This is a genomic window from Proteus terrae (assembly GCF_003144325.1).
Lineage (GTDB): Bacteria > Pseudomonadota > Gammaproteobacteria > Enterobacterales > Enterobacteriaceae > Proteus > Proteus terrae.
Genome location: NZ_PENS01000013.1, coordinates 128,877 through 149,403, shown reverse-complemented (window position 1 = coordinate 149,403; position 20,527 = coordinate 128,877). Strand labels below are relative to the sequence as shown.

General features: G+C 34.0%; 18 protein-coding genes. 9 read left to right on the top strand and 9 right to left on the bottom strand.

Annotation, left to right across the window (positions count from 1 at the left end):
- Positions 1-123: 123 nt before the first annotated feature.
- The gene (locus DK857_RS14270) at positions 124-561 is read right to left on the bottom strand and encodes a type II toxin-antitoxin system HicB family antitoxin (RefSeq protein WP_109394220.1); all 438 of its coding nucleotides are present in this window, start codon (positions 559-561) and stop codon (positions 124-126) included.
- A 243-nt stretch (positions 562-804) separates the two neighbouring features.
- On the opposite strand from DK857_RS14270, the gene DK857_RS14265 reads away from it, so the two are divergent.
- Positions 805-1,542 (top strand): phosphatase, encoded by a 738-nt coding sequence (locus tag DK857_RS14265; RefSeq protein WP_099659652.1) that lies wholly within the window; start codon positions 805-807, stop codon positions 1,540-1,542.
- A 74-nt stretch (positions 1,543-1,616) separates the two neighbouring features.
- On the opposite strand, the gene DK857_RS14260 is transcribed toward DK857_RS14265, so the two are convergent.
- The 5 genes from DK857_RS14260 to DK857_RS14240 all read right to left on the bottom strand — a co-directional run bounded on the left by DK857_RS14260 (position 1,617) and on the right by DK857_RS14240 (position 6,743).
- Entirely contained in the window at positions 1,617-3,215 is a 1,599-nt protein-coding gene (locus DK857_RS14260; RefSeq protein ID WP_167392450.1) for a methyl-accepting chemotaxis protein, read from the bottom strand.
- Positions 3,216-3,887: 672 nt separating this feature from the next.
- Positions 3,888-4,487 (bottom strand): NADH:ubiquinone reductase (Na(+)-transporting) subunit E, encoded by a 600-nt coding sequence (nqrE, locus tag DK857_RS14255; protein ID WP_109394221.1) that lies wholly within the window; start codon positions 4,485-4,487, stop codon positions 3,888-3,890.
- Positions 4,488-4,823: 336 nt separating this feature from the next.
- A complete protein-coding gene (cyaB, locus tag DK857_RS14250) occupies positions 4,824-5,375 on the bottom strand; it encodes a class IV adenylate cyclase (protein ID WP_109394222.1) in 552 nt (183 codons plus the stop codon).
- A gap of 241 nt (positions 5,376-5,616) precedes the next feature.
- Positions 5,617-5,997 carry a DUF2628 domain-containing protein gene (locus tag DK857_RS14245; RefSeq protein ID WP_109394223.1) on the bottom strand — a complete coding sequence of 127 codons (381 nt, stop codon included), beginning with the start codon at positions 5,995-5,997 and terminating at the stop codon, positions 5,617-5,619.
- Positions 5,998-6,308: 311 nt separating this feature from the next.
- Positions 6,309-6,743 carry a universal stress protein gene (locus tag DK857_RS14240; RefSeq protein ID WP_072062602.1) on the bottom strand — a complete coding sequence of 145 codons (435 nt, stop codon included), beginning with the start codon at positions 6,741-6,743 and terminating at the stop codon, positions 6,309-6,311.
- A 703-nt stretch (positions 6,744-7,446) separates the two neighbouring features.
- Between DK857_RS14240 and ftnA the strand changes: the two genes are divergently transcribed.
- The 4 genes from ftnA (at position 7,447) to DK857_RS14220 (ending at position 10,065) form a co-directional block, all read left to right on the top strand.
- Positions 7,447-7,950 (top strand): non-heme ferritin, encoded by a 504-nt coding sequence (gene ftnA / locus DK857_RS14235; RefSeq protein ID WP_075673382.1) that lies wholly within the window; start codon positions 7,447-7,449, stop codon positions 7,948-7,950.
- A gap of 434 nt (positions 7,951-8,384) precedes the next feature.
- Positions 8,385-8,777: a copper homeostasis periplasmic binding protein CopC gene (copC, locus tag DK857_RS14230; RefSeq protein WP_023582413.1), complete on the top strand. Its 393-nt coding sequence runs from the start codon at positions 8,385-8,387 to the stop codon at positions 8,775-8,777.
- The gene (gene copD / locus DK857_RS14225) at positions 8,777-9,673 is read left to right on the top strand and encodes a copper homeostasis membrane protein CopD (RefSeq protein WP_109402502.1); all 897 of its coding nucleotides are present in this window, start codon (positions 8,777-8,779) and stop codon (positions 9,671-9,673) included. Before copC ends, copD begins: the two co-directional genes overlap by 1 nt.
- A 47-nt stretch (positions 9,674-9,720) precedes the next feature.
- Positions 9,721-10,065 carry a YebY family protein gene (locus DK857_RS14220; RefSeq protein ID WP_109394225.1) on the top strand — a complete coding sequence of 115 codons (345 nt, stop codon included), beginning with the start codon at positions 9,721-9,723 and terminating at the stop codon, positions 10,063-10,065.
- 303 nt (positions 10,066-10,368) lie between these two features.
- Here the strand turns inward: DK857_RS14220 and DK857_RS14215 are convergent, their stop codons facing one another.
- From DK857_RS14215 to yebS, 3 genes are all read right to left on the bottom strand, one after another.
- Positions 10,369-10,611: a DUF1480 family protein gene (locus tag DK857_RS14215; RefSeq protein WP_075673379.1), complete on the bottom strand. Its 243-nt coding sequence runs from the start codon at positions 10,609-10,611 to the stop codon at positions 10,369-10,371.
- Positions 10,612-10,822: 211 nt separating this feature from the next.
- Positions 10,823-13,141, bottom strand: coding sequence for a PqiB family protein (locus DK857_RS14210; protein WP_109402501.1), 2,319 nt, complete (start codon positions 13,139-13,141; stop codon positions 10,823-10,825).
- Positions 13,083-14,384, bottom strand: coding sequence for a membrane integrity lipid transport subunit YebS (gene yebS, locus DK857_RS14205; RefSeq protein ID WP_375804067.1), 1,302 nt, complete (start codon positions 14,382-14,384; stop codon positions 13,083-13,085). Before yebS ends, DK857_RS14210 begins: the two co-directional genes overlap by 59 nt.
- 233 nt (positions 14,385-14,617) lie before the next feature.
- On the opposite strand from yebS, the gene DK857_RS14200 reads away from it, so the two are divergent.
- The 4 genes from DK857_RS14200 (at position 14,618) to DK857_RS14185 (ending at position 20,255) form a co-directional block, all read left to right on the top strand.
- On the top strand, positions 14,618-15,115 hold the full coding sequence (locus DK857_RS14200; RefSeq protein WP_109394228.1) for a GAF domain-containing protein: 498 nt from the start codon (positions 14,618-14,620) through the stop codon (positions 15,113-15,115).
- Between the two features lie 95 nt (positions 15,116-15,210).
- Positions 15,211-15,906: an RNA chaperone ProQ gene (gene proQ, locus DK857_RS14195; protein ID WP_109394229.1), complete on the top strand. Its 696-nt coding sequence runs from the start codon at positions 15,211-15,213 to the stop codon at positions 15,904-15,906.
- 19 nt (positions 15,907-15,925) lie between these two features.
- Complete coding sequence (gene prc / locus DK857_RS14190; RefSeq protein WP_109394230.1) at positions 15,926-17,986, top strand: carboxy terminal-processing peptidase; 2,061 nt, start codon at positions 15,926-15,928, stop codon at positions 17,984-17,986.
- 916 nt (positions 17,987-18,902) lie between these two features.
- Entirely contained in the window at positions 18,903-20,255 is a 1,353-nt protein-coding gene (locus tag DK857_RS14185) for an OprD family outer membrane porin (protein WP_109394231.1), read from the top strand.
- Positions 20,256-20,527: the final 272 nt, after the last annotated feature.

Genomic DNA, 20,527 nt, shown 5'->3' with positions numbered 1-20,527 from the left:
CAAAGTAGCAAAGACACTTAGCTTGAACGAAGAGAAAGCAGCGTCATTTAGGCGCAGTCGGTAATAAGCCCTTATAGGGCAAGAGCAAACCACCCGTTTTACGGGTGGTTATGATTTTAACTATTATTGATTGATATTTTTATTAACGCTGACAGAAATGGCATAGCCTAATAAATAAAGTGCTTGCTCTAGACTATCTACTTTTGAGGTCTGATTAATTTCAAGTAGACGCTCTATTTGAGCGCTCGTTAAATTCATCTTTCTTGCAAGATCAGATTTTTTTGTCTTTGTTTCTAACATCGCATTATGTAACGCAATTTTTAAACAGCTAATAAGAGGTAAGTAGACAATAAAATCACCAGTTTGTGCTTTGGATGGTGTAGGAATGGGCAGTTTACTCGCAACAAACTCTTCAAGACCTACATGCAAAATATCAGAGGCTTCTAGTTCAATATCATCTTCTGTATAAGCAACAGCGTGTATATTATCAAAATCACGGTAGGTAATTTCGTAAGTTTCACTTTCTTCATCAAAATGAGCGACTGCTGGATAGCTGAACATAAATAACCTTTTATAAAGTTGAAAGCCATATTTAAAATGAAATTACACAATATAATGTGTTTTCAAAATTCTTGTGTATAGTACTAAAGTGAAACTTTATTTATCTATTTGATATTAAATAGTATGTTAAAGATTAAAGCATATTTATCAAAAATTATCTTCATTTCTTGCTAATGTGAGAAAAAGTGAAGTGGATAATATATCGTTTGTTAGTTGTTAGGTGTTTTTAGGAAGGAGTTGTTTATGTATCCCGTTGATTTACATGCTCATACTATTGCTAGTACACATGCTTACAGTACAGTTAGTGAATATTTTCAACAAGCTAAAAAGCAGGGAATTCAATTATTTGCAATTACTGACCATGGCCCAGATATGGATGATGCACCTCATGAATGGCATTTTTCTAACTTACCTGTGATCCCTCGTATTATTGATGGTGTTGGTATTCTTTATGGTATAGAAGCGAATATTAAAAATATTAAAGGTGAAACAGATTGCAGTGAGAAAATGAGTAAGAAATTAGATATTGTACTTGCTGGCTTTCATGATCCGGTAATGAGTTCATTAGGCCTTGTTGATAATACAAAAGCGTTAATTGCAACAATAGCAAGTGGCTGTATTCAAATGGTAACGCATCCGGGCAATCCAAAATATCCAATAGATATTGCTGAGGTTGCAAAAGTAGCTGCCACTTACAACGTTGCTTTAGAAATGAATAACTCATCATTTATTCATTCTAGAGTAGGAAGTGAGAAAAACTGTATAGAAATAGCGAAAGCAGTGCGTGATGCAGGAGGATTAATTGCATTGGGTTCTGACTCACATATAGCTTCTTCACTAGGAAATTTTGATCGAGTATTAGAAGTATTAGCCCAAATAGACTTTCCACATGAGCGTATACTGAATGTAACTCCAAGAAGAGTGTTAGATTTTCTAAAATCACATGGTAAAAAAGAGATCCCTGAATTTAGCCATTTTTAATATTAGCCTAAATCAGTAATAAGAAAGCTATCCTAAGATTAAGATAGCTTTTATGCTGTAGGTAGATTTAATACTTACTGATGAAAAACAGTCAATTCTTGTTTTAATCTATCTGATTGTGTTTGCAAAGAATCTAATGAACTGACTAATTCCCGTGTCATTGTTGAGTTAGCTTGTGTTGTTTGATCTAATTGATTTATCGCATCTTCAATTTGGGCAATACCATTACTTTGTTCATTTGTAGAAATAGAAATATCGTGGATCATTTCATTAATATTTTCAGTATGTTTAGAAATATCTATCATATTATCGTTTGCGTCAGCAGCTAACTGAAAACACTGATTTATTTTTTTACTTGAATTAGCGACAAGTATTTTTATCTCTTTTGATGCTAAGTTACAGCTAATGGATAATTCTCTTACTTCTTTAGCAACAACAGCAAAACCTTTTCCGTGTTCACCCACTCTTGCCGCTTCTACGGCAGCATTTAAAGCCAACAAGTTTGTTTGGAAGGCGATATTGTCAATCGTAGAGGTAATATCGTTAATTTGTTCAGAGAACGTGACAACCTCATGCATATTTTCAACAACGTTAGCGAGCATTTCATTACTTTGATGGATCATCGTATCTGCTTTTGTTACTAGCTCACATGATGTTTGTGTATTTTCTGCATGTTGTTTTGATGTCACACTTAATTGTCGTATTCCTGCTGAGGTTTCGAGTACAGCTGCTGATTGTTGTTCAACACGAATGGCAAGATTATTGTTCATAACAGCAATATCACTTAGTTCGGAATTAATAAGACCGGAGCTGTGATTGATGTTATTTACGATCCGTTTTATCTGGTCTCGCATTTTTTGAATATTAGTAGTGAGAATATTTATTTCAAATAGACCTTTTGTCGTGACATCAGTCGCTAATTCTCCATTACTAATATCTTCGATATTTTTCATTATCGCGTTTAAAGGTGAAATAAAGTTTTTTCGCAGTACAATCTGAACTAAGAAAGAAAAAATAACAATTAATATTGAAATGACAATTAAGCTATAAATAATTTTATCGTACAGTAACTCGCCTTCATCTAATGAAGCCGTATAATAATTTTCTAGTTGTTGATGATAGGTAGTATAAGCTTGTTCAAAATTGTCTTGATAGGTTTGTGTTGGTTGATTTAAGTATTCGTATGTTTTACCTTGTTCTAGAAAGGCTAAAAATTCAATTAATGCTGCATTAAGCTCAGTATATTTCTGCTCTAGTTGTTGTATATAAGTTTGATTTTCAACATTATGAGGAAAACTCTTGAAACTTTCCCACCCGTTTTCAACGAGTTGAAGTTTTTCTTTAGCTTGTTGTAATAATGAAGAGATATCCGTATTTGCAGTAGCCATTTTATTAATAATTAATAAGTGGCGGGAACTGGCTCTATTTAGGGTATTACGCGTTTGTAAGAGATTTTCCCAAGTGTTATTCAATAGTGATTGTTCATGGTAGATATTATTTAGTGTGTTTAAGTTTCTCTTGTAATCATTGACTGAAGAGAGGAATAAAACACAAGCTAGACCAAGAAGTAAGATTAAAGAGCCTGTAATAAGCCAAACTAAAGTGGTTGTTTTTAAACTCGACATAGTAAAAGAGACGTTTGGCAAATAACGTTGTTTGAAGTTCTTAAACATGTAATGTTATTTCCTTTTTCATAAAAATATAACTGTGTAGTTTATTGATTTTTAAGTTTTATTTTTACTTCCTGTAACTGGTATATACAAAGAATTAAGAAAAAATATAAATATTTTTTAGATCATTCTTTGGTTTAATGCCATATATCCTTTTGATTTTTTCAAATACTAAAAAATAGTATCGGCATTTTATAAATATTCTTTATGCTTATTTATTACTCTAATTAATAAATTTATTAAATGTATTAATTTATCTTGCAACACTTTGATTTTTAATTAATTTATCTTAAATATTAAAAGTTAACGATAAATGGTAAAAATGAGATAAAAGATATTATCTCAATAAATAAGTTTTAACCTGTTGATTTATTATTAATTTTATGTGACTGGTTGGTTTTTTTTAAACAATTAGATTTAAATAGTCTAAGTGTTTCTATTTATAAAATAAAAAAGTAATAATGATTAAAACAGCAATAAATTAAATTATTTTTTATTGATTTTAAAGAATAAATAAGAGAGTCTAACGTTAAAATGGGAGAGAGATAAAAAGATCACAGTAGATAAAAAATAAGAAAACAGACGAAATCACTATAAACGGAAGGTATATTACCCTCCCGTTTATAAATAAAGCTTACATTAATGATGTATGAAAATTGGATGAAAAATAAACTTTTAAAGCGAAATCCCTGAGAACGACATAAAACCAAGAGACATTAATCCTACCGTGATAAATGTGATCCCTAGTCCTCTCAATGCTTTGGGAATATCTGAATATTTCATTTTTTCACGTAAACCAGAGAGCGCGATAATCGCAAGTAGCCAACCTATGCCACACCCAGCACCATATATCACTGATTCAGTAAATGTGTAGTCACGTTCAACCATAAAAATGGTGGCACCAAAGATAGCGCAATGAATAGTCAATAAAGGCAAAAAGATCCCTAATGAATGATAAAGCGAAGGGATAAATTTATCTAAAAACATTTCTAAAATTTGAACTAATGCCGCTAAAACGCCAATAAAAGTGATATATCTAAGAAAACTAAGATCAATACCTTCGACTACCGCATCTTTCTTTAGAATGAAATGATAGATTAAGTTATTGATAGGTGTGGCAATAATCAATAATGCAGTAACAGTAAGACCCAGTTTTAATGAGGTTTTTACTTCTTTAGAGACAGCAAGAAAAGTACACATTCCTAAAAAGAAACTTAATGCCATATTCTCAACAAAAGTCGCCTTAATAAAGATATTAAGGTAATTTTCAAGCATAAACCCTCCTATTAATATATTTTTTTACTAATTCTAGTAAAAACAGTACCTTAATATAAGTGGTATTACAAAAATATCTTTAAAATTAGATCTGAATGACATTTTTTGACTAAGAAGATGCTTTATTTGAGGTAGGGAGAATGACATTCTCAGATAAATATAATAAATATGGCACTCAAATAAATTTTCTATTCGACTCGTTATTTTTTACTTTTTAGTAGATAAGATAAAACAATGCTAGAAATGACAAAGCACCAATATCTATTGATAGAATATCGGTGCTCTGATTAGAGAATTTTGATAATTTCTATGAGGATATTTACTTAGTAAAATTGTTTATGACTTGAGGTTATTTAACATTAGTGTTTTATAGTTATTTTTCTCAAGATCTTTTTCTGTAAAGCCAAATTTTGTGGCTAAGTGCTTTAGTTGGTCAGCATAGAACGAGAGTTTGTTTTGGTCGTCCGTCATGATAGCAAACTCAGCAAATGATCCTAGTTTATCTAGTTTATCGATAGTGATATGAAACTCATCTAGAAAATAGATTTCTCTTGATTTTGTATAATTAAGAATACAATGATAACCAAGCGTCGTGAACATAGAGACTGTTTTTTCTGCATCTTCAATACGAACAGCTTCACATTGTGATAAATCAGGGCCTTTAACGATAAGAAGGTTTATTCCTGCAGGGAGCATTTTTCTTACACATAAACTGATAGTAGGAGCTGAAAATTCAGTATTATCATGCTCCATGTACCAATCTGTTTCTTGATTCTCAGGCGTAAATAATGTGGCTCCTGACTTTTTTAATTCGTTAATAAATTCTTTTGGATTTTGAAGGTGGTATTTTAGTTCGGCTTCAAATTTACCTTGAAAGTGATTAGACATACGTTTTCCCTAATTTAGTGTTAATGCATTATAGCATTAGCAAAGTATCCTTCTGAGATAAAAACGAACTTTTAGTGTTATTTCATTATTTTCTATTTTAAACAATCATTATAGAGAGTTATATAAAAATATTTAAATAGAGTAATGGATAGAATGACTATGAAATAAGAAGAAGGAGGAATGATGTTATTAATAAAGGAATGAATAAGAGAAAATAAAAGGGGCATTGCCCCTTTTATTTTTACAGAACACCTTCAAACGGGTTCCAGCTTTGATCATTTTTGGTTTCTTTCAAGTAATACGCATAGTTGGCTGTTATAGCCCATAAAACGTTAATTGCTATACCTACAGCATTGATAACACCGTTATTTACAGGTAAGAAGCCAATAATAGTAAAAATAGCAATATTAATAGCAAATAATGTTAATGCTTTACGCCATAAACCTAAAATAAGAAAATAAATAAAACCAAAGAAAAATGCCCAGATATTCATTCCGATAAGAATACGTTTACCAAAGGGAAGTGCTTTATAAGCAGCTTTATATTCTGATGTTTTAGGTGAGCCATATTGATCAAAAAATGAAAAACGCTCTTGCCATTTTTCGGAAATTTCTTTATTCATTTTAATTCCTTTTACTCTGTTGATTAAATTTGGTCTTGATGGAAAAGTATTTTTACATAATTTAACATCGTGAACAATATAAATTTATTAAGAGATTATTAATATAGTCATTTATATAAAGGTATTAAAGAGAATGTGATTTTATTTTTTTAATAATTATCTTATTGCTTTAGAATATATTTTTAATTACTACTCTTAAAAATAATGGCAATAAAATAAAATATTATTTTGAATGGATTTTATGGTGAAAAGAATAAGAAATCTGGCTTATGACGAATACCAGATTTCTTATAAAAGTAGGGAGTGGGTGATTAACGCACGACTAGTACAGATGATTCTGCGTAACTGACCACGGAAGATGCGGTAGAACCTAGAAGATAAGTTTTCATCCCAGGATTACGAGAACCAATGACAATCAGCTCTGCTTGAATTTTTTTTGCGGTTTCTAAAATTTTATCGCGTGGATTACCTATAGACACATAAAATTGAGTTGTACTATTGGGAATATCAATATGCGATAAATTTTCTTTTAGTGTGGATAATGCAATTTCAATACGTTGTTTGTCACTAGCTAGTCTATCTTGGCCTGCGAATGCAAATCCGACAAACGACTCATAACTTGGAATAACTGATAAAAAATGAATATTCAATTTGTCAGCGACAGACAATGCTTTTAGATGAGACACAACCTTGTCCAATAAACCAAGCTCTGTAAAATCAACGGGTACTAACACTGTTTTTGTCATAGTGGCTCCTAATTAACCTTTTATTATGATTAGGGCTTTAATATTAATTTTTTGTGCATACAAATATGAGTTACCTACTAATCTTATCAGTCAAAATGAAAAACTGCACAAAAATTGAAATTATTTTTATTTTTTGAGAGTTATGTATTTTTTTATATGAAAAAAAGTGAAAAAAAACTGCGATCTGAACCAATAAATGTGTAGAAATATCAAATAGAAATTATAGAAAAAGGGAAGTATTAAAAAGTAATAGACCGAATATTTTATTTTTTTAATAATAATTATTATAGATATCACTTTGCATATATTTTTTGATATGTGATAAAGCTTATTCTTGAATATCATTTAATGGCTAAAATATAATTTATATTTTATTTTAATACAGAAAATTTGAATCCTAAAGAAAAAACAATAAATATAAAAGCTAAAGATAAAATTAAAGAGTGAGAGTTATATTGTTATTTTTCAATGTGTTATGTTTGTTTTATGATGATAATTAAATGCATGTTTACTCTTAATGATAATAAGTACTATTTAACATTAAAATATAGAGAGAGCATATTACAAATGAGATTGGTTTTTATTTTTATTACAGATAATTGATTAAAAAAATAAACAAAAACTATATGTAAATAGCTATATTTTTATTTTTAAGTGTGCATAATATCCATAATGTTAATTTTCATCGCAAAGGACGTAAAATATGTTACATCAAGATATGATCAATAAATTGAATGAACAGCTAAATTTAGAATTTTATTCAGCAAATCTTTATTTGCAAATGAGTGCTTGGTGCGATGACAAAGGATTTGATGGTGCTGCTAAATTTTTAAAAGCTCATTCTCGTGAAGAAATGGAACATATGCACCGTTTATTTGATTACTTAAGTGATACAGGCGCAATGCCTTTACTTGGTGCGATTGAAGCTCCACCAGCTGAGTTCTCATCATTATCTGAATTGTTCGATAAAACTTACGAACATGAAAAACATATTACATCTGAGATTAATAAATTAGCGCATGTTGCAATGACGACTCAGGATTATTCAACATTTAATTTCTTACAATGGTATGTTGCAGAACAGCATGAAGAAGAGAAACTATTCAAATCAATCCTAGATAAATTAGCAATGGTGGGTGACAGTGGTAAGGCTTTATTCTTGTTAGATAAAGATCTGAACACATTATCAACATCTGCACATGTTTAATTATTAATAAAGTTTTAGATAGCTTAAGTTAATAAATGAATTATTGCGCTCTGCTATGAATGAATAGCAGGGCGCTTTTTTATTCTTCTGCATTAGCTCTATTCTTATTCCTATTTTTTATCTCTTCCTCACTTTCGTTTGCGTATTTTTTATCCTAAAATTTTTTTTGATTGTTATTTATACAAGGTGTTTATTTTACTTTTAGTTGTATTCGGTTATGTATTGAACTGTTTAGACTGTCAATATGGGTATTATATTTTTTCGAAGTGTAAAAATGGGTGATATTTGAAACAGAAACTGGTCTAAATAACATATATTTTGAGTGCTAGTTCACAACCTTTTATTTCTAATATCAAGAAGCGAAGATCTTGACGTAAATTTGCTATAAAATATTTCCATAAATAAAAAAATCACCTGTAATTTAAGAGGTTATTATGTCATTAAATACACTTAAGACATCTTGGGGTAAATTATCGGCTATTGCTGTTTTATTCCTTGGTATGTCATACCAACAAGCATTAGCACACGCACACTTAAAATCACAGTTACCTGCTGAAGGTGCTGCTATTGAACAAGCGCAAGCGCCTAAAGTTATTACGCTAGACTTCTCTGAAGGTATTGAATTAGCCTTTAGCAAAATCAAAGTTACTAATAGCGATGGTAAAGAAATTACCGTAGGAAAATTGAGTTTAGACCCTGTTAACAATACTAAATTGTTATTGCCTTTAGAAAGTGATTTAGCTGAAGGTAACTATTTAGTTAATTGGAACGTTGTTTCTGTTGATGGGCACAAGACAAAAGGTTCTTATCAATTTAGTGTAAAATAATGACACCTGAAGACGTTTATATTTTATGCCGTTTTTTCCATTTCGTGGCAGTCATGTTTATGTTCGGACTGAGCTTCTCGGCTGCCATTCTTGCAAAAGATAAGTTCATTCCTCTTATTCAAGTTCGTTTGCGTCCTGCATTAGCCATTAGTACTGTCACTGTCTTTATTACGACTTATCTATGGATGGCTGTACAATCCGGTATTATGGGCGATGGATGGGAGGATGCTTGGTCATTTGAAATATGGAAAGCGGTATTAGGTACTTCATTTGGTCAAGTTTGGCAATGGCAATTAGTTTTGGCAATCATTGCGTTAGCTGTTTTATTTATACACCAACGTTATGTTCGTAACTTTTCTCTATTAATTGTTGCTTCGATTATGTTGATCTTACATGCATCTATAGGTCATGGTGCAATGTTTACAGGTTCAGAAGCGATATTTTATAAGCTTAATCAAAGTATTCATCTTATTAGTGCTGCGTATTGGTTTGGTGGTTTATGGCCATTTGTTGCTTGTTTACAGTTTTTGCGGAATAAAGACGAGCTTGCAGATGGAATGATCAAACCGATTATTGGTACCATGAAGCGGTTTTCACTTTTGGGTCATATTGCCGTTTTATTGGTTACAATTACTGGTATTATCAGTGCCGTAATGTTAATTCCAGGATGGCCGGCAGTACCATTGTCATCTGAATATCAAAGTATGTTATGGCTTAAAATTAGTTTAGTGCTGTTAATGCTTGGTTTAGCCGTAATCAACCGTTATGTTTTAGTTCCTCATATCCGTAAGAAAAATAATTTTCAATGGTTACTAGTGAATAGTTGGTTTGAGCTGTTACTTGGAACAATGGTTATTTTTACTGTCGCCATCTTTGCGATTAACTCACCTGTATAGATTGTTATATAATCGAAAAAACCTAATTTCTTAAATGAGATATCCACATGAAACGTTTTTTATTTGCGGGAATGTTAATGCTGTTTTCTTTTCAAGCATTCTCGGCAGCACCTATTTCAACGGTCAGTAAGCTTCAATTTGGTGACGACTGGCCATTTACACGAGAAGAGGTGATGCTCAATTGTCGTGCTGATGGTGCTTGGTTTGTGATTAATCCAGCAACACTGATGCAATATCCACTTAATGAAATTGCAATGGAACAAATGGAAAGTGGAAAAGTAAAAGCACAGTTAATTGATGTTATTTTACTACCGGATCCGAATACACCTGAAAAGAAAAAATCAGTAGAAGTGATACAAAATGCGATTAAGTCGCTCTGTAAGAATAATTAATCAAGTGATTAATAATATGGTTAAGAGTTTTTTATTTTTATCGCATTGATTTAAATAATAAAAATTAAGAGTGATAATTTTTTGAATAGAAAATAGTGTGCTACTGGGCTGTTTACTGGATCTTTACATATTGTTAGCTAATATTTAACAGTAGGTTGTGAGATAAAAAAGTCTGAGTTAGTCCTCGATTTTTGTTTATGTAGTAATCAGCAATTAGTTTTTAGCGCACGGCTCACAATGAGCCATTTCCCTAAGCCAGATAAATGATTTATCTGGCTTTTTTTATTTCGCTTTAGCATCTCGTTACGCCACTTTTAAGATCCAGTGGTGGCTATCCTTATCATAAGCATGGCGATAAAGCAGAATATTTTTATCTTTCAATTGGGCTGGAATACTTGTGTTTTCATCCCATCCATCTAATTGCATGCAAAACTCTTTGTCATAATCACATGGAATATGAATATAAGTTAATTGGTTATCAGAAGAGTGTTTCAAAGTAATATCTTCAATTTCATAGCAAGCAATTTTTAACGTTGTTTTTTTCATAATAAAGCTCCAGTTTAAGCGATGTCGTGTTGTGTCCCGTTGTGTTTTATTGGTGGCATTTATTTTAAAGAATGCTTTTTGACCAAACAAAATTAAGCATAGTATAAATGGAATCTATTTCCAAAATATTTTTTAGAAATAAAAAAAACGGATCATTTTTTGTGATCCGCTTTAAATAAATTATCTGAAATAGGGCAGAATTATCTAATTTTTAAGGTTTAGGTATTGCCGTTCCCCATTCATCCCAATCTTTGGGTTCTTTATCATTTAAAATGAAATTCTGTTCCTGTTTTGCTTTCACTTGTAATGGTGTTGAAGGTGGTGTTGCAAAAGTGATCCCTCCACGTATAAATTGCTTGAATGTACCACTACGAATAACACCGCCAGTTAAACCAAACGAGAAGTTATATCCTGATGAAAGCCAAAACTCTGTATTATTTCGAACAAGGTATTGGTATTTTTTACTAATACGGATGTGAATTAATACTCTGTCAGACATGTTTCCGAGTTCAAGACCTGTCACGGCACCAACCTCAAGACCACGATAGTAAATTGGCGTACCAATTTGTACTGAACCAGCCTCTGTGGCATTTAATACAAGATTTAATCCATCGAGATAGCGTGAGTCTGTAATGTTGGATGTTTGCAATTCAAATTGACGATATACGCCACCATTACCGGGCTCTGCTTTAATATAAGGTTGAATAAGTGAATCTAAGTTATCTAATCCTGATGCTGTTAATTCAGGAGTAACTACAGCAAAACGACTGCCAGATCTCGCGAAGGTTTTGACATAATCAGGGTAGAGAACTGCTGATACAATTACCGCTTTTCTATCTGATGAAAGGATTAATGATTCGACTTGGCCAATATCAATTCCTAAATAACGAATAGGCATCCCTTCAGAGAGTTTACTTGCATCGTATGTTTTTAGCGTAATTTGTGCACCGATAGCTCGTGCACTAGTTTCTGATGGATAGAGTTTGTAACGTGAAACGTTATTATTGATATTTTCGAAGTTATCAAAACTAATCGCGCCTTTTAATGCACGATTTAATGGTGTTGCTTCAACAGTTAACCCTGAGCCATTAACGGATACTTTAGCAGCCCCTTCAGTCCAGAAGACACTCTTTTCCGTGAGTAGATGGCGATATTGTTTGGAAATATAAACATCAATATCAAATTCATCCATTAAAGGCCGAACATCAGTAATTTCACCGACTTGGAATTGATGATAAAGAACCACTGAACCTTTTTGGATCCCCGGAAGGCTTGATGCTTTTAAAGTGAGTGTCACGGGTAATTCATTACCATTAACACTGGCTTTTGCAAAGAAGTCGTTACGATAAAGGCGATACTGTTCTTTAGGTGCCCCCTTAGTACCTTGAATCAGGTGAATACCTCCCTCAAGCCATTCTTGAGGTGTTGCACCTTGAACTTCAATACCATTTAGACCCATATTGACGTTGATTCGACTATTGGCGACAAATTTACTATTTTCATAAATATAATGCTTATATTCAGGGGCAATAATTGCATCAAAAATAACCCCGTCATCACTCATATTACGTTGAATGATTTGACCAATAGAAATTCCTCTGAAAAGAATAGGTTGCCCAGCATCGACTCCCCAGCTTTCTTCACTGGTTAGAGAAATAATTAATCCATCTTCACCATATATTGCTTTGCCTGCATCTACAGAGGTAGCTGATTGTAAAACGAATTGCTGATTTTCTTGTGCTGGAGGGCTGTTTTCCGGTGAATCAAAAGCAATTGCGCCATTGATTAAAGCAGAAACGCTTTCCATTTTTACAGATACGCCACTTTTTAAATTGAAATTACCTTGAAAGCCAGAGACGTTCCAGAAATGGCTATCTTGACGTATTAAGTGGGCATATTGTTTATCGATACTAAGTTCAATAAAAATACCCTGATTATCAGGGCGAATTGCATAGCTATACACTTTACCAACAGGAACTTGGCGATAATAAACTTGAGAGTCAACATTGAGTGATCCCAGTTTATCTGCTGTCAAAGTGATTAATTGCTGATTTTTATCGATATTAGCTTGAGGACGAACTTCTTGAGCAATAAATTTAAACTGCTTTTCACCGTCACCCGGCAACATACTGATATAGTTACCACCAACTAAAGCATCTAGCCCAGATACACCAGAAAGGCTGGCTTTAGGTGTAACTAACCAAAACTGTGTGTTTTTGCGTAATGCGGTCGAGAGATCTTTACGGATATCAGCTGTAACAATAACTCGACGTAAATCATCGCTTAAAGTGACATCTTTAACAAGACCCACATCAACACCTTGATAGCGAATAGGTGTTCTGCCAGAGACAATTCCTGATGCTGATTGAAAATCAATCGTGATTTGTACGCCTTTATCTTGCCAATGTTGGAAAAGCAACCAACTAGCAATAAAAATGGCGATAACAGGGAGTAGCCAAAATGTCGAAATTTTACGCTTGCGGCGTATTTGGGCTTGTGTGTCCTGAACGTCGTTTTCTTCTTGTTGCATAAGTATCCCATAGTAAACGACTATCCAACCATTCAACGGCAAGGATAGTAAGAATAACCGCAGTACCAAAATAAAAAGCCGCTGGCCCCATTGTGAAAGTCATCAGTTGATCTCGATTAATCAATGACATCATCAGTCCAATCACAAAGAGATCAAGCATTGACCATCGTCCTATCCAAGAGACAAAACGGTATAGTTTCATTCGTAGTAGAGGATCAATACGAGAATTAAAATGAATGCTTAATAATAAGCCCAACATAATAATAATTTTGAAAAAAGGTACAAAAATACTGGCAATAAAAACAATAATCGCAATTGGTGTATTGCCTGAATTCACTAAGGAAAGTACACCAGAAAAAATAGTGTCTTCACTGCGTTGGCCATTTAAATAGAAGATAGAGATAGGCAATAAATTTGCAGGTATTAGTAAAATTATTGCTGAAATTAATGCCGCCCATGTTTTTTGTAAACTCATTGGCTGTCTTGGGGTATAACAAGATTTACAACGGGGGCAGCGCGTGGATGGCGTTTTTTTAAAATGATAGTGACAAGCATGGCAAGTTGCAGGGCTTTTTTCTATCTCTTTTTGTGGGTAAAAGCGTTGCCAAAGTTGGTCCATATTAATGTTAATTAGCATTAATAAGCTGAGTATCATTAAAGAAACAAAAGCAATTAAGCCATTGCCAATATAGACAGTTGCATAATCGCCTAATTTTATTGTTGCAACACCAAGTCCAATTAAATAGACATCTAACATTACCCACTCTTTCAATTTCCCTAACATCAATAAGACTGGGCGAAGATTAAGGCGTAAGCGAGATCCTAAATGGAGATATAAAATAGCGATGGGGAGGCTAAGCGGTGCTGCAATAGCACAAAAGGCTACCATCGTTGCCGTAAGAGGAGAACCTTGCTCTGACATCATGCGAATACCGTCAAGTACATTCGCCGTTATCATTGTGCCTAATAGATGGATTTTAATCAGTGGCTGAGTAAATGCTATTGATGCCAAAATAAGCATTGTAATAGAGAGAATAAGTAAACGAGTTAATGACCAATATCGATAAGATGCAAGTTTTGCTTGGCAATTAGGGCAATAAGCATCCTCTCCACGTTTTAATGTGAGAGGGAGTGTCACGAGGTGATCACACTCCTGACAGCGTATTGATTTCTTTTCCTTTGTTGCGATATTGTTCACTATGTCGCTCGTTAATTCGCCTAAGTTGGTTTTCTTAAGAGTTATCGTTTGATTAAGCTAAAAAAAAGCACCTATACTCAATGGTTCACAAGTTATCATTTTTATTATATTTATGCCTTTCATTTTACAATACTAAGTGTCTGATTTTTTTTGTGGGTGTTAAGGGAGTATTATCGTTTTTTTACCCAATTCTTGAAAATGGAGTATTCAACCTCAAGATAAAATAGGCTAAATTACGAGTATGTTATCTATTTTAGTTACGCAAATAGGGTTTAATGATGCCAAAATCGCTTTTTTATCAGGAACTCACTGATAATTTGTCAGCCTTGTTGTCTGGTGAAAATGATCTTATCGCATCACTTGCTAATACCAGCGCTCTTCTTTACGAGAGGTTAGATACGATAAATTGGGTTGGGTTTTATCTTAATGATGGTGATTCATTAGTCCTTGGCCCATTTCAAGGCAAAATTGCTTGTGTCAGAATTGGTTTTGGGAAAGGAGTTTGTGGAACTGCATACTCTGAAAATAAAATTTTAAGAGTAAGTGACGTTCACCAATTTAGTGGTCATATTGCTTGTGACAGTGCAAGTCAGTCTGAAATTGTTCTACCTTTAGAAGTAAATGGACAAATTATCGGCGTTCTCGATATTGATAGTCCCATTTTTGATCGTTTTGATAAAAAAGATGAAAATGGGCTTAAAGCGTTGTGTGACGTGCTCTGCGAGCATTTGAAAACTTGTCATACAGCAAAATATTGTGAATTTTGTGTAAGTTAACAGGCGTTTGCCATAGAAATTGTTGGCAACACTATTATAATGTCGCTTGTTCATGCCTGCGCTGGTTGGCAAAACCGTTGTAATCAGGAAATTTCATGGAAAATCAACCTAAGTTGAATAGTAGTAAAGAAATCATCGCTTTTTTAGCTGAACGTTTCCCCAAGTGTTTTATCGCTGAGGGCGAAGCTCGTCCTTTGAAAATTGGCATTTTTCAAGATCTTGTTGAAGATCTAAAAGATGAAACTCAACTGAGTAAAACACAGTTACGTTCGGCATTACGCTTATATACCTCAAGTTGGCGCTACCTTTATGGAGTTAAAGAAGGAGCTAAACGTGTCGATTTGAATGGTAATGACTGCGGCGAACTGGAAGCTGAGCATATTGAACATGCTCGTACACAATTAGCAGAAGCTAAAGCGCGCGTTCAAGCTCAGAGAGCAGAACAACGTGCTAAGAAGCGTGAAGCTGAAGGTGATAAGGAGACCAGCAAACGTCCGGCAGCGAAAAAGCCAAACAATACGCGTCGTCAGCCACCTAAAGAGGGTGAAAAACGACAGCCTCGTCCTCAAAAAGCGACTCAAGCACCTCGTAAAGCACCACCACGCCAAAATACCGAAAAGCTAATTCCAGTGAAAGACACCTCAGTTCTTACTGTTGGTCAATCGCTGAAAGTTAACGTTGGTAGCAGCGTGATGGACGCGACGGTGCTAGAGATAGCGAAAGAGGGTGTACGTGTACAATTGCCTAACGGTTTGGCAATGAATGTACGCACGGAACATTTAAAGTTCTGATACGGAGGCCAACCAGAGCATGAACAAACTTTTAAATGTGGCTTTTGCTATCGGATTAACGTTAACAGGCACTTCTGTTGTGATGGCTGAGAAACCAGCCACTCCAGCAATGGTAACTATTGATCAGTTACCCGAATTAAAGCAAGAGCCACAACATTCTACAGTGAGCGAGCGAGTAACCTCTCGTTTTGAACGTTCTCATTATCGCCAGTTCTCGCTAGATGCGAGCTTTTCTGAAAAGATTTTTAATCGCTATCTTAATTTATTAGATTATAGCCACAATGTGTTGCTAGCATCAGATATTGCCCAATTTGATAAAGAAAAAACCAAAGTAGGTGAATATCTGAAGAAGGGCGAGCTTCAGCCCCTTTATGATCTTTTTAATTTAGCGCAAAAAAGACGTTTTGAACGTTTTCAATATGCTTTAAACCGCCTAGATAAACCCATGGATTTAACTGGCCAAGATAAGTTTGAGTTAGATAGAACAAAAGCGCCATGGCCACAAACGCAAGCTGAGCTAGATAAACTTTGGGATGAAAAAGTAAAATATGATTGGTTAACACTGAAACTATCTGAAAAAACAGATAGCGAAGTTAAAGAGACACTAACTAAGCGTTATAAAGCTGCGTTACGTCGTCAAACACAAAGCCAAAGCGAAGATGTTTTCCAAGTCATTATGTCGGCATTCGCCCGCGAAATTGACCCTCATACAAGTTATCTATCACCAAGAAATACAGAAGCCTTTGACTCTGAAATGAGTCTTTCTTTAGAAGGTATTGGCGCTGTATTACAGATGGATGATGATTATCCAATGATCAACTCTATGGTAACTGGTGGTCCGGCTGCAAAAAGCAAAGAGTTGAAAGTTGGCGATAAAATTATTGCAGTAGGGCAACAAAACAAGCCAATGGTCGATGTTGTTGGCTGGCGACTTGATGATATTGTTGCTTTGATTAAAGGGCCGAAAGGGAGCCAAGTAAAATTAGAGGTTATCTCTGATGAGAAAGGCGCTAAGCCAAGAACAATCACTTTAGTCAGAGAGCAAATCCGTTTAGAAGACAGAGCTGTTAAGCTAACTGAAAAAGTCATTAATGGTGATAAAGTTGCAATTTTGGATATTCCAAGCTTCTATGTTGGTTTAACCAATGATGTGAAAACACAGTTGCAAAAAGTGGCGAAAGATAATGTTTCATCTTTGGTTATTGATTTGCGTGGTAACGGCGGTGGAGCGTTAACAGAAGCGATTTCACTGTCAGGATTATTTATTCCAAGTGGTCCTGTTGTGCAAGTCAGAGATAACAATGGTCGTGTACGACAAGATTTCGATAAAGATGATGTGGTTTATTATAAAGGGCCACTAGTTGTTATCGTAAATCGCTTTAGTGCTTCAGCCTCTGAAATTTTTGCTGCTGCAATGCAAGACTATGGGCGAGCATTAATTGTGGGGGAACAAACGTTCGGTAAAGGAACTGTTCAGCAATATCGCCCATTAACCCGTGTTTACGATCAAATGCTAAGCCCTGATTGGCCTGGTTTAGGTTCAGTGCAATACACCATTCAAAAATTCTATCGAATTAATGGTGGTAGTACTCAACTCAAAGGGGTAACACCTGATTTATTGTTACCAAGCTTTGATAGTGCTGAAATGGGTGAAAGCTTTGAAGATAATGCATTGCCTTGGGATAGTATCTCTCCAGCAAGCTATCAGCTATCTGAGTATTCAGACAAGCTAAAAGCGGCGTTCGCACCATTAACTGAACAACATACTAAACGCATTGCAAATGACCGAGAGTTTTCATACATCTTTGCTGATATTCAGCGTTATAACGATGCTAAAGCAAAAGGTGAAGATAAATTTGTTATCTTAAACTTTGCTGAAAGAGAGAAAGAAAACAAAGAGCTAGAAGCCATTAAATTAAACCGCATAAATGAGCGTTTTAAATTAGAGGGTAAGCCTGCGTTGAAATCACTTGATGATTTGCCTAAGGATTATGAGGGTCCAGATCCTTATTTAGACGAAACTGCTAAAATTGCAGTTGATCTCTCAAAAGTGCTTAAGCCTAAGAAATTATTAAATTAAGTTATCAGTTATAACAACAGATACTTAAAGCAACCCCCCAATAGTTGGATAACCAGTTGTTGGGGGGGTTTTTATATTTATATTAATCGAGATATAAAATTATCATTGCTAATCAATGTTTATCAGGCATTCCATCAAAAACATTTTTAAGAGAGCCATAATATATTTTAAGGTGAGAGCATTCATGTTTTTAGTTATTCACTATATTAAGTTACCAGTAATATAAATAATTATTAATAAATGGATATTTAAATCTAACTTTATGTAACTTAATTTTTAATTCGAAATATATCTTGAATAACTTTGTAAGCTATAAGAGAGAATACCAGGTTGATTTTTAGATAAGAAATGAGTTTCTTTTCTTATAAGTGGAATAAGAAGATAAAGCGATTATTTATTGTGATTAAGATCTCATTTGATGGCATGTCCATTGCAATAAATGTAACATGTTGTGACAATGATCTCTTAAATTGACATAAAATTACTATAGTATACAGATTATGAAATATTTGCGTCATTTTGGGATATTGACGCGTTAGCTAAAATCTTACCTAAATGATGAGTTATCTTTATTCTATGAGTTCAAAATGTATTTTTAGAGCAACATGTCATAACTGAAATATATATTTTCAGAGTAAGGTTCTCTACGTAAAGGATAATGACTAAAGGCAAATAATCTACTATTTGCTTATGGAATTTTATTACGAAAAAAATAAGTAAATATAAATATGGTGAGATATCCATATTGGATTTTTTATGCCAAAAAATGACTCTATTGCTTGAAATTAGTGCAACTATAAATTTAATCAAAGGTTGTTTTTTAGCTAAATAAATAAAGAAATGGTGTTTTATTAAACTTGCTGAATATAAGTCAGCATAACTTAATTCAAATATTTATTAACCAGGTTGCATTAAGATGAAAGTAAAAAAATTAGTATTGTTTATGCTGTCTCCTTGTTTTTTCGCGGTGAGCGCTGCGAATGCTGCGAATTGGGAAAACTCAATTAAAGAAAGCGCATTTATTTCAGATTCAGAACTTGAGCTTTCTACTATTAATATGTGGAAATACTTAAAAACTGAAAACCGTTTTGATAAAAACGAGCAACGTTACAGAAAGCAAGTTGCTAATGCTTGGGGGCAAAACTTCCAAGCTGATTTCAGATCAGGTTATTTTGGCGGCATTCTCGGATTTGATGTCTCTTATTATGGTGGTATCAAATTAGGCGCAAGTAAAGACTTCGCCTCTCGTGCAATTTTATTTAATGATGATGGTGAAGCAAAAGGCTATAACAAAATTGGTCAGCGTTTTGCAAAAGTTAAATTTGATTTAGATCCTGTTTTAATTAATGGTAAAGCAGGTTGGTTTACCCTGAAAAATACAGGTATTTTTACTAACTCACAGCGTTTATCATTAAACAGCTATAATGGATATGCTACCAATACAGCAATGGGTGATTGGAGCTTAGATTTACTGTTTCTTGACGGTAAAATAATGCGTCGTGATAGCCCAAATATCGACAGAATGTATTTCAATGATGGTAATGGTAATAAACATAATATCGACCACGTTCTTACTGGTGGTATTAACTACAACTCTAAACCATTAAAAGTATTTTATTTCTATGGCCAGGCGGATGATGTATTCCGTCAACACGGTTTAGAAGCAAAATATAAATTAACCTCAGATGTGACTATTGGTGGTGTTGTTTATTATCACGATTACGGCAGTGATGGTAAACGTACATTAAGTGATCCCAATAAAGGTAAACGTAACTTTGATAACGATGCATGGCACTTTGCTGGAACTATGGAGTGGCGTATTCCTGAGTCTCCATGGACAATTCGTACAGGTGTGACTTATACCGATGCGAGCAAAGCGAATGGGGTTGGCCAATTTGCACGTAATCCAATTGGTAATACCCGCGGGCGCTTTAACTCACCTGCTTACGCAGATATTGACTATGTGCGTGATGGTGAAGTAATGGGGGCATTAGAAGCAGCATATAAAGTTAACGAGGAATTATCTGTTGGTGCGCGTACTAACTATAGTGAGTTCAGCTATTCAGGTGAAAGATTAAAACAAGGACAGTTTGGTTTATTTAGTTATTGGAAACCAACAAAAAATCTTTCTGTTTCCTTAAGCGGTGGTATTGGCTGGCACCACCAGCAAGAAAACGACTATACCACACCAAAACTTTATGATGGTCACTCACAACGAGCTCACTCATTATCAGGCTCTATGACAACTACATATCGTTTCAAAATGTAATTTATAGCGTTAATTGAGCTTATTGTTTATATCAGATGCACGGCTTGCATACTTTGTAAGTCGTGCATAAAAATACAGAGGCAGTTGTTCTACCGTTGTTTGTGTCGCGTGAGTTATGGTTTTTATGATAAACATAAACCATTGGCACTATATTAAACGATACAAACCGTTCCTAAGTTAATCCTTCCGTTCGACAACACAGAAAAATCACATCATCTATTATCAATCTCACTTTATACTTAAATTTTTAATGATGCCTAATATTGGGGGTT

Coding starts and splice junctions, on each gene's coding strand:
- cyaB (WP_109394222.1), bottom strand. CDS start 5,375: ATGTCTAATCACTTTCAAGGTAAATTTGAAGCCGAACTAAAATACCAC.
- ftnA (WP_075673382.1), top strand. CDS start 7,447: ATGTTACATCAAGATATGATCAATAAATTGAATGAACAGCTAAATTTA.
- prc (WP_109394230.1), top strand. CDS start 15,926: ATGAACAAACTTTTAAATGTGGCTTTTGCTATCGGATTAACGTTAACA.
- DK857_RS14210 (WP_109402501.1), bottom strand. CDS start 13,141: ATGCAACAAGAAGAAAACGACGTTCAGGACACACAAGCCCAAATACGC.
- DK857_RS14240 (WP_072062602.1), bottom strand. CDS start 6,743: ATGACAAAAACAGTGTTAGTACCCGTTGATTTTACAGAGCTTGGTTTA.
- DK857_RS14245 (WP_109394223.1), bottom strand. CDS start 5,997: ATGAATAAAGAAATTTCCGAAAAATGGCAAGAGCGTTTTTCATTTTTT.
- DK857_RS14270 (WP_109394220.1), bottom strand. CDS start 561: ATGTTCAGCTATCCAGCAGTCGCTCATTTTGATGAAGAAAGTGAAACT.
- DK857_RS14260 (WP_167392450.1), bottom strand. CDS start 3,215: ATGTTTAAGAACTTCAAACAACGTTATTTGCCAAACGTCTCTTTTACT.
- DK857_RS14220 (WP_109394225.1), top strand. CDS start 9,721: ATGAAACGTTTTTTATTTGCGGGAATGTTAATGCTGTTTTCTTTTCAA.
- DK857_RS14185 (WP_109394231.1), top strand. CDS start 18,903: ATGAAAGTAAAAAAATTAGTATTGTTTATGCTGTCTCCTTGTTTTTTC.
- DK857_RS14265 (WP_099659652.1), top strand. CDS start 805: ATGTATCCCGTTGATTTACATGCTCATACTATTGCTAGTACACATGCT.
- copC (WP_023582413.1), top strand. CDS start 8,385: ATGTCATTAAATACACTTAAGACATCTTGGGGTAAATTATCGGCTATT.
- copD (WP_109402502.1), top strand. CDS start 8,777: ATGACACCTGAAGACGTTTATATTTTATGCCGTTTTTTCCATTTCGTG.
- DK857_RS14200 (WP_109394228.1), top strand. CDS start 14,618: ATGCCAAAATCGCTTTTTTATCAGGAACTCACTGATAATTTGTCAGCC.
- proQ (WP_109394229.1), top strand. CDS start 15,211: ATGGAAAATCAACCTAAGTTGAATAGTAGTAAAGAAATCATCGCTTTT.
- nqrE (WP_109394221.1), bottom strand. CDS start 4,487: ATGCTTGAAAATTACCTTAATATCTTTATTAAGGCGACTTTTGTTGAG.
- DK857_RS14215 (WP_075673379.1), bottom strand. CDS start 10,611: ATGAAAAAAACAACGTTAAAAATTGCTTGCTATGAAATTGAAGATATT.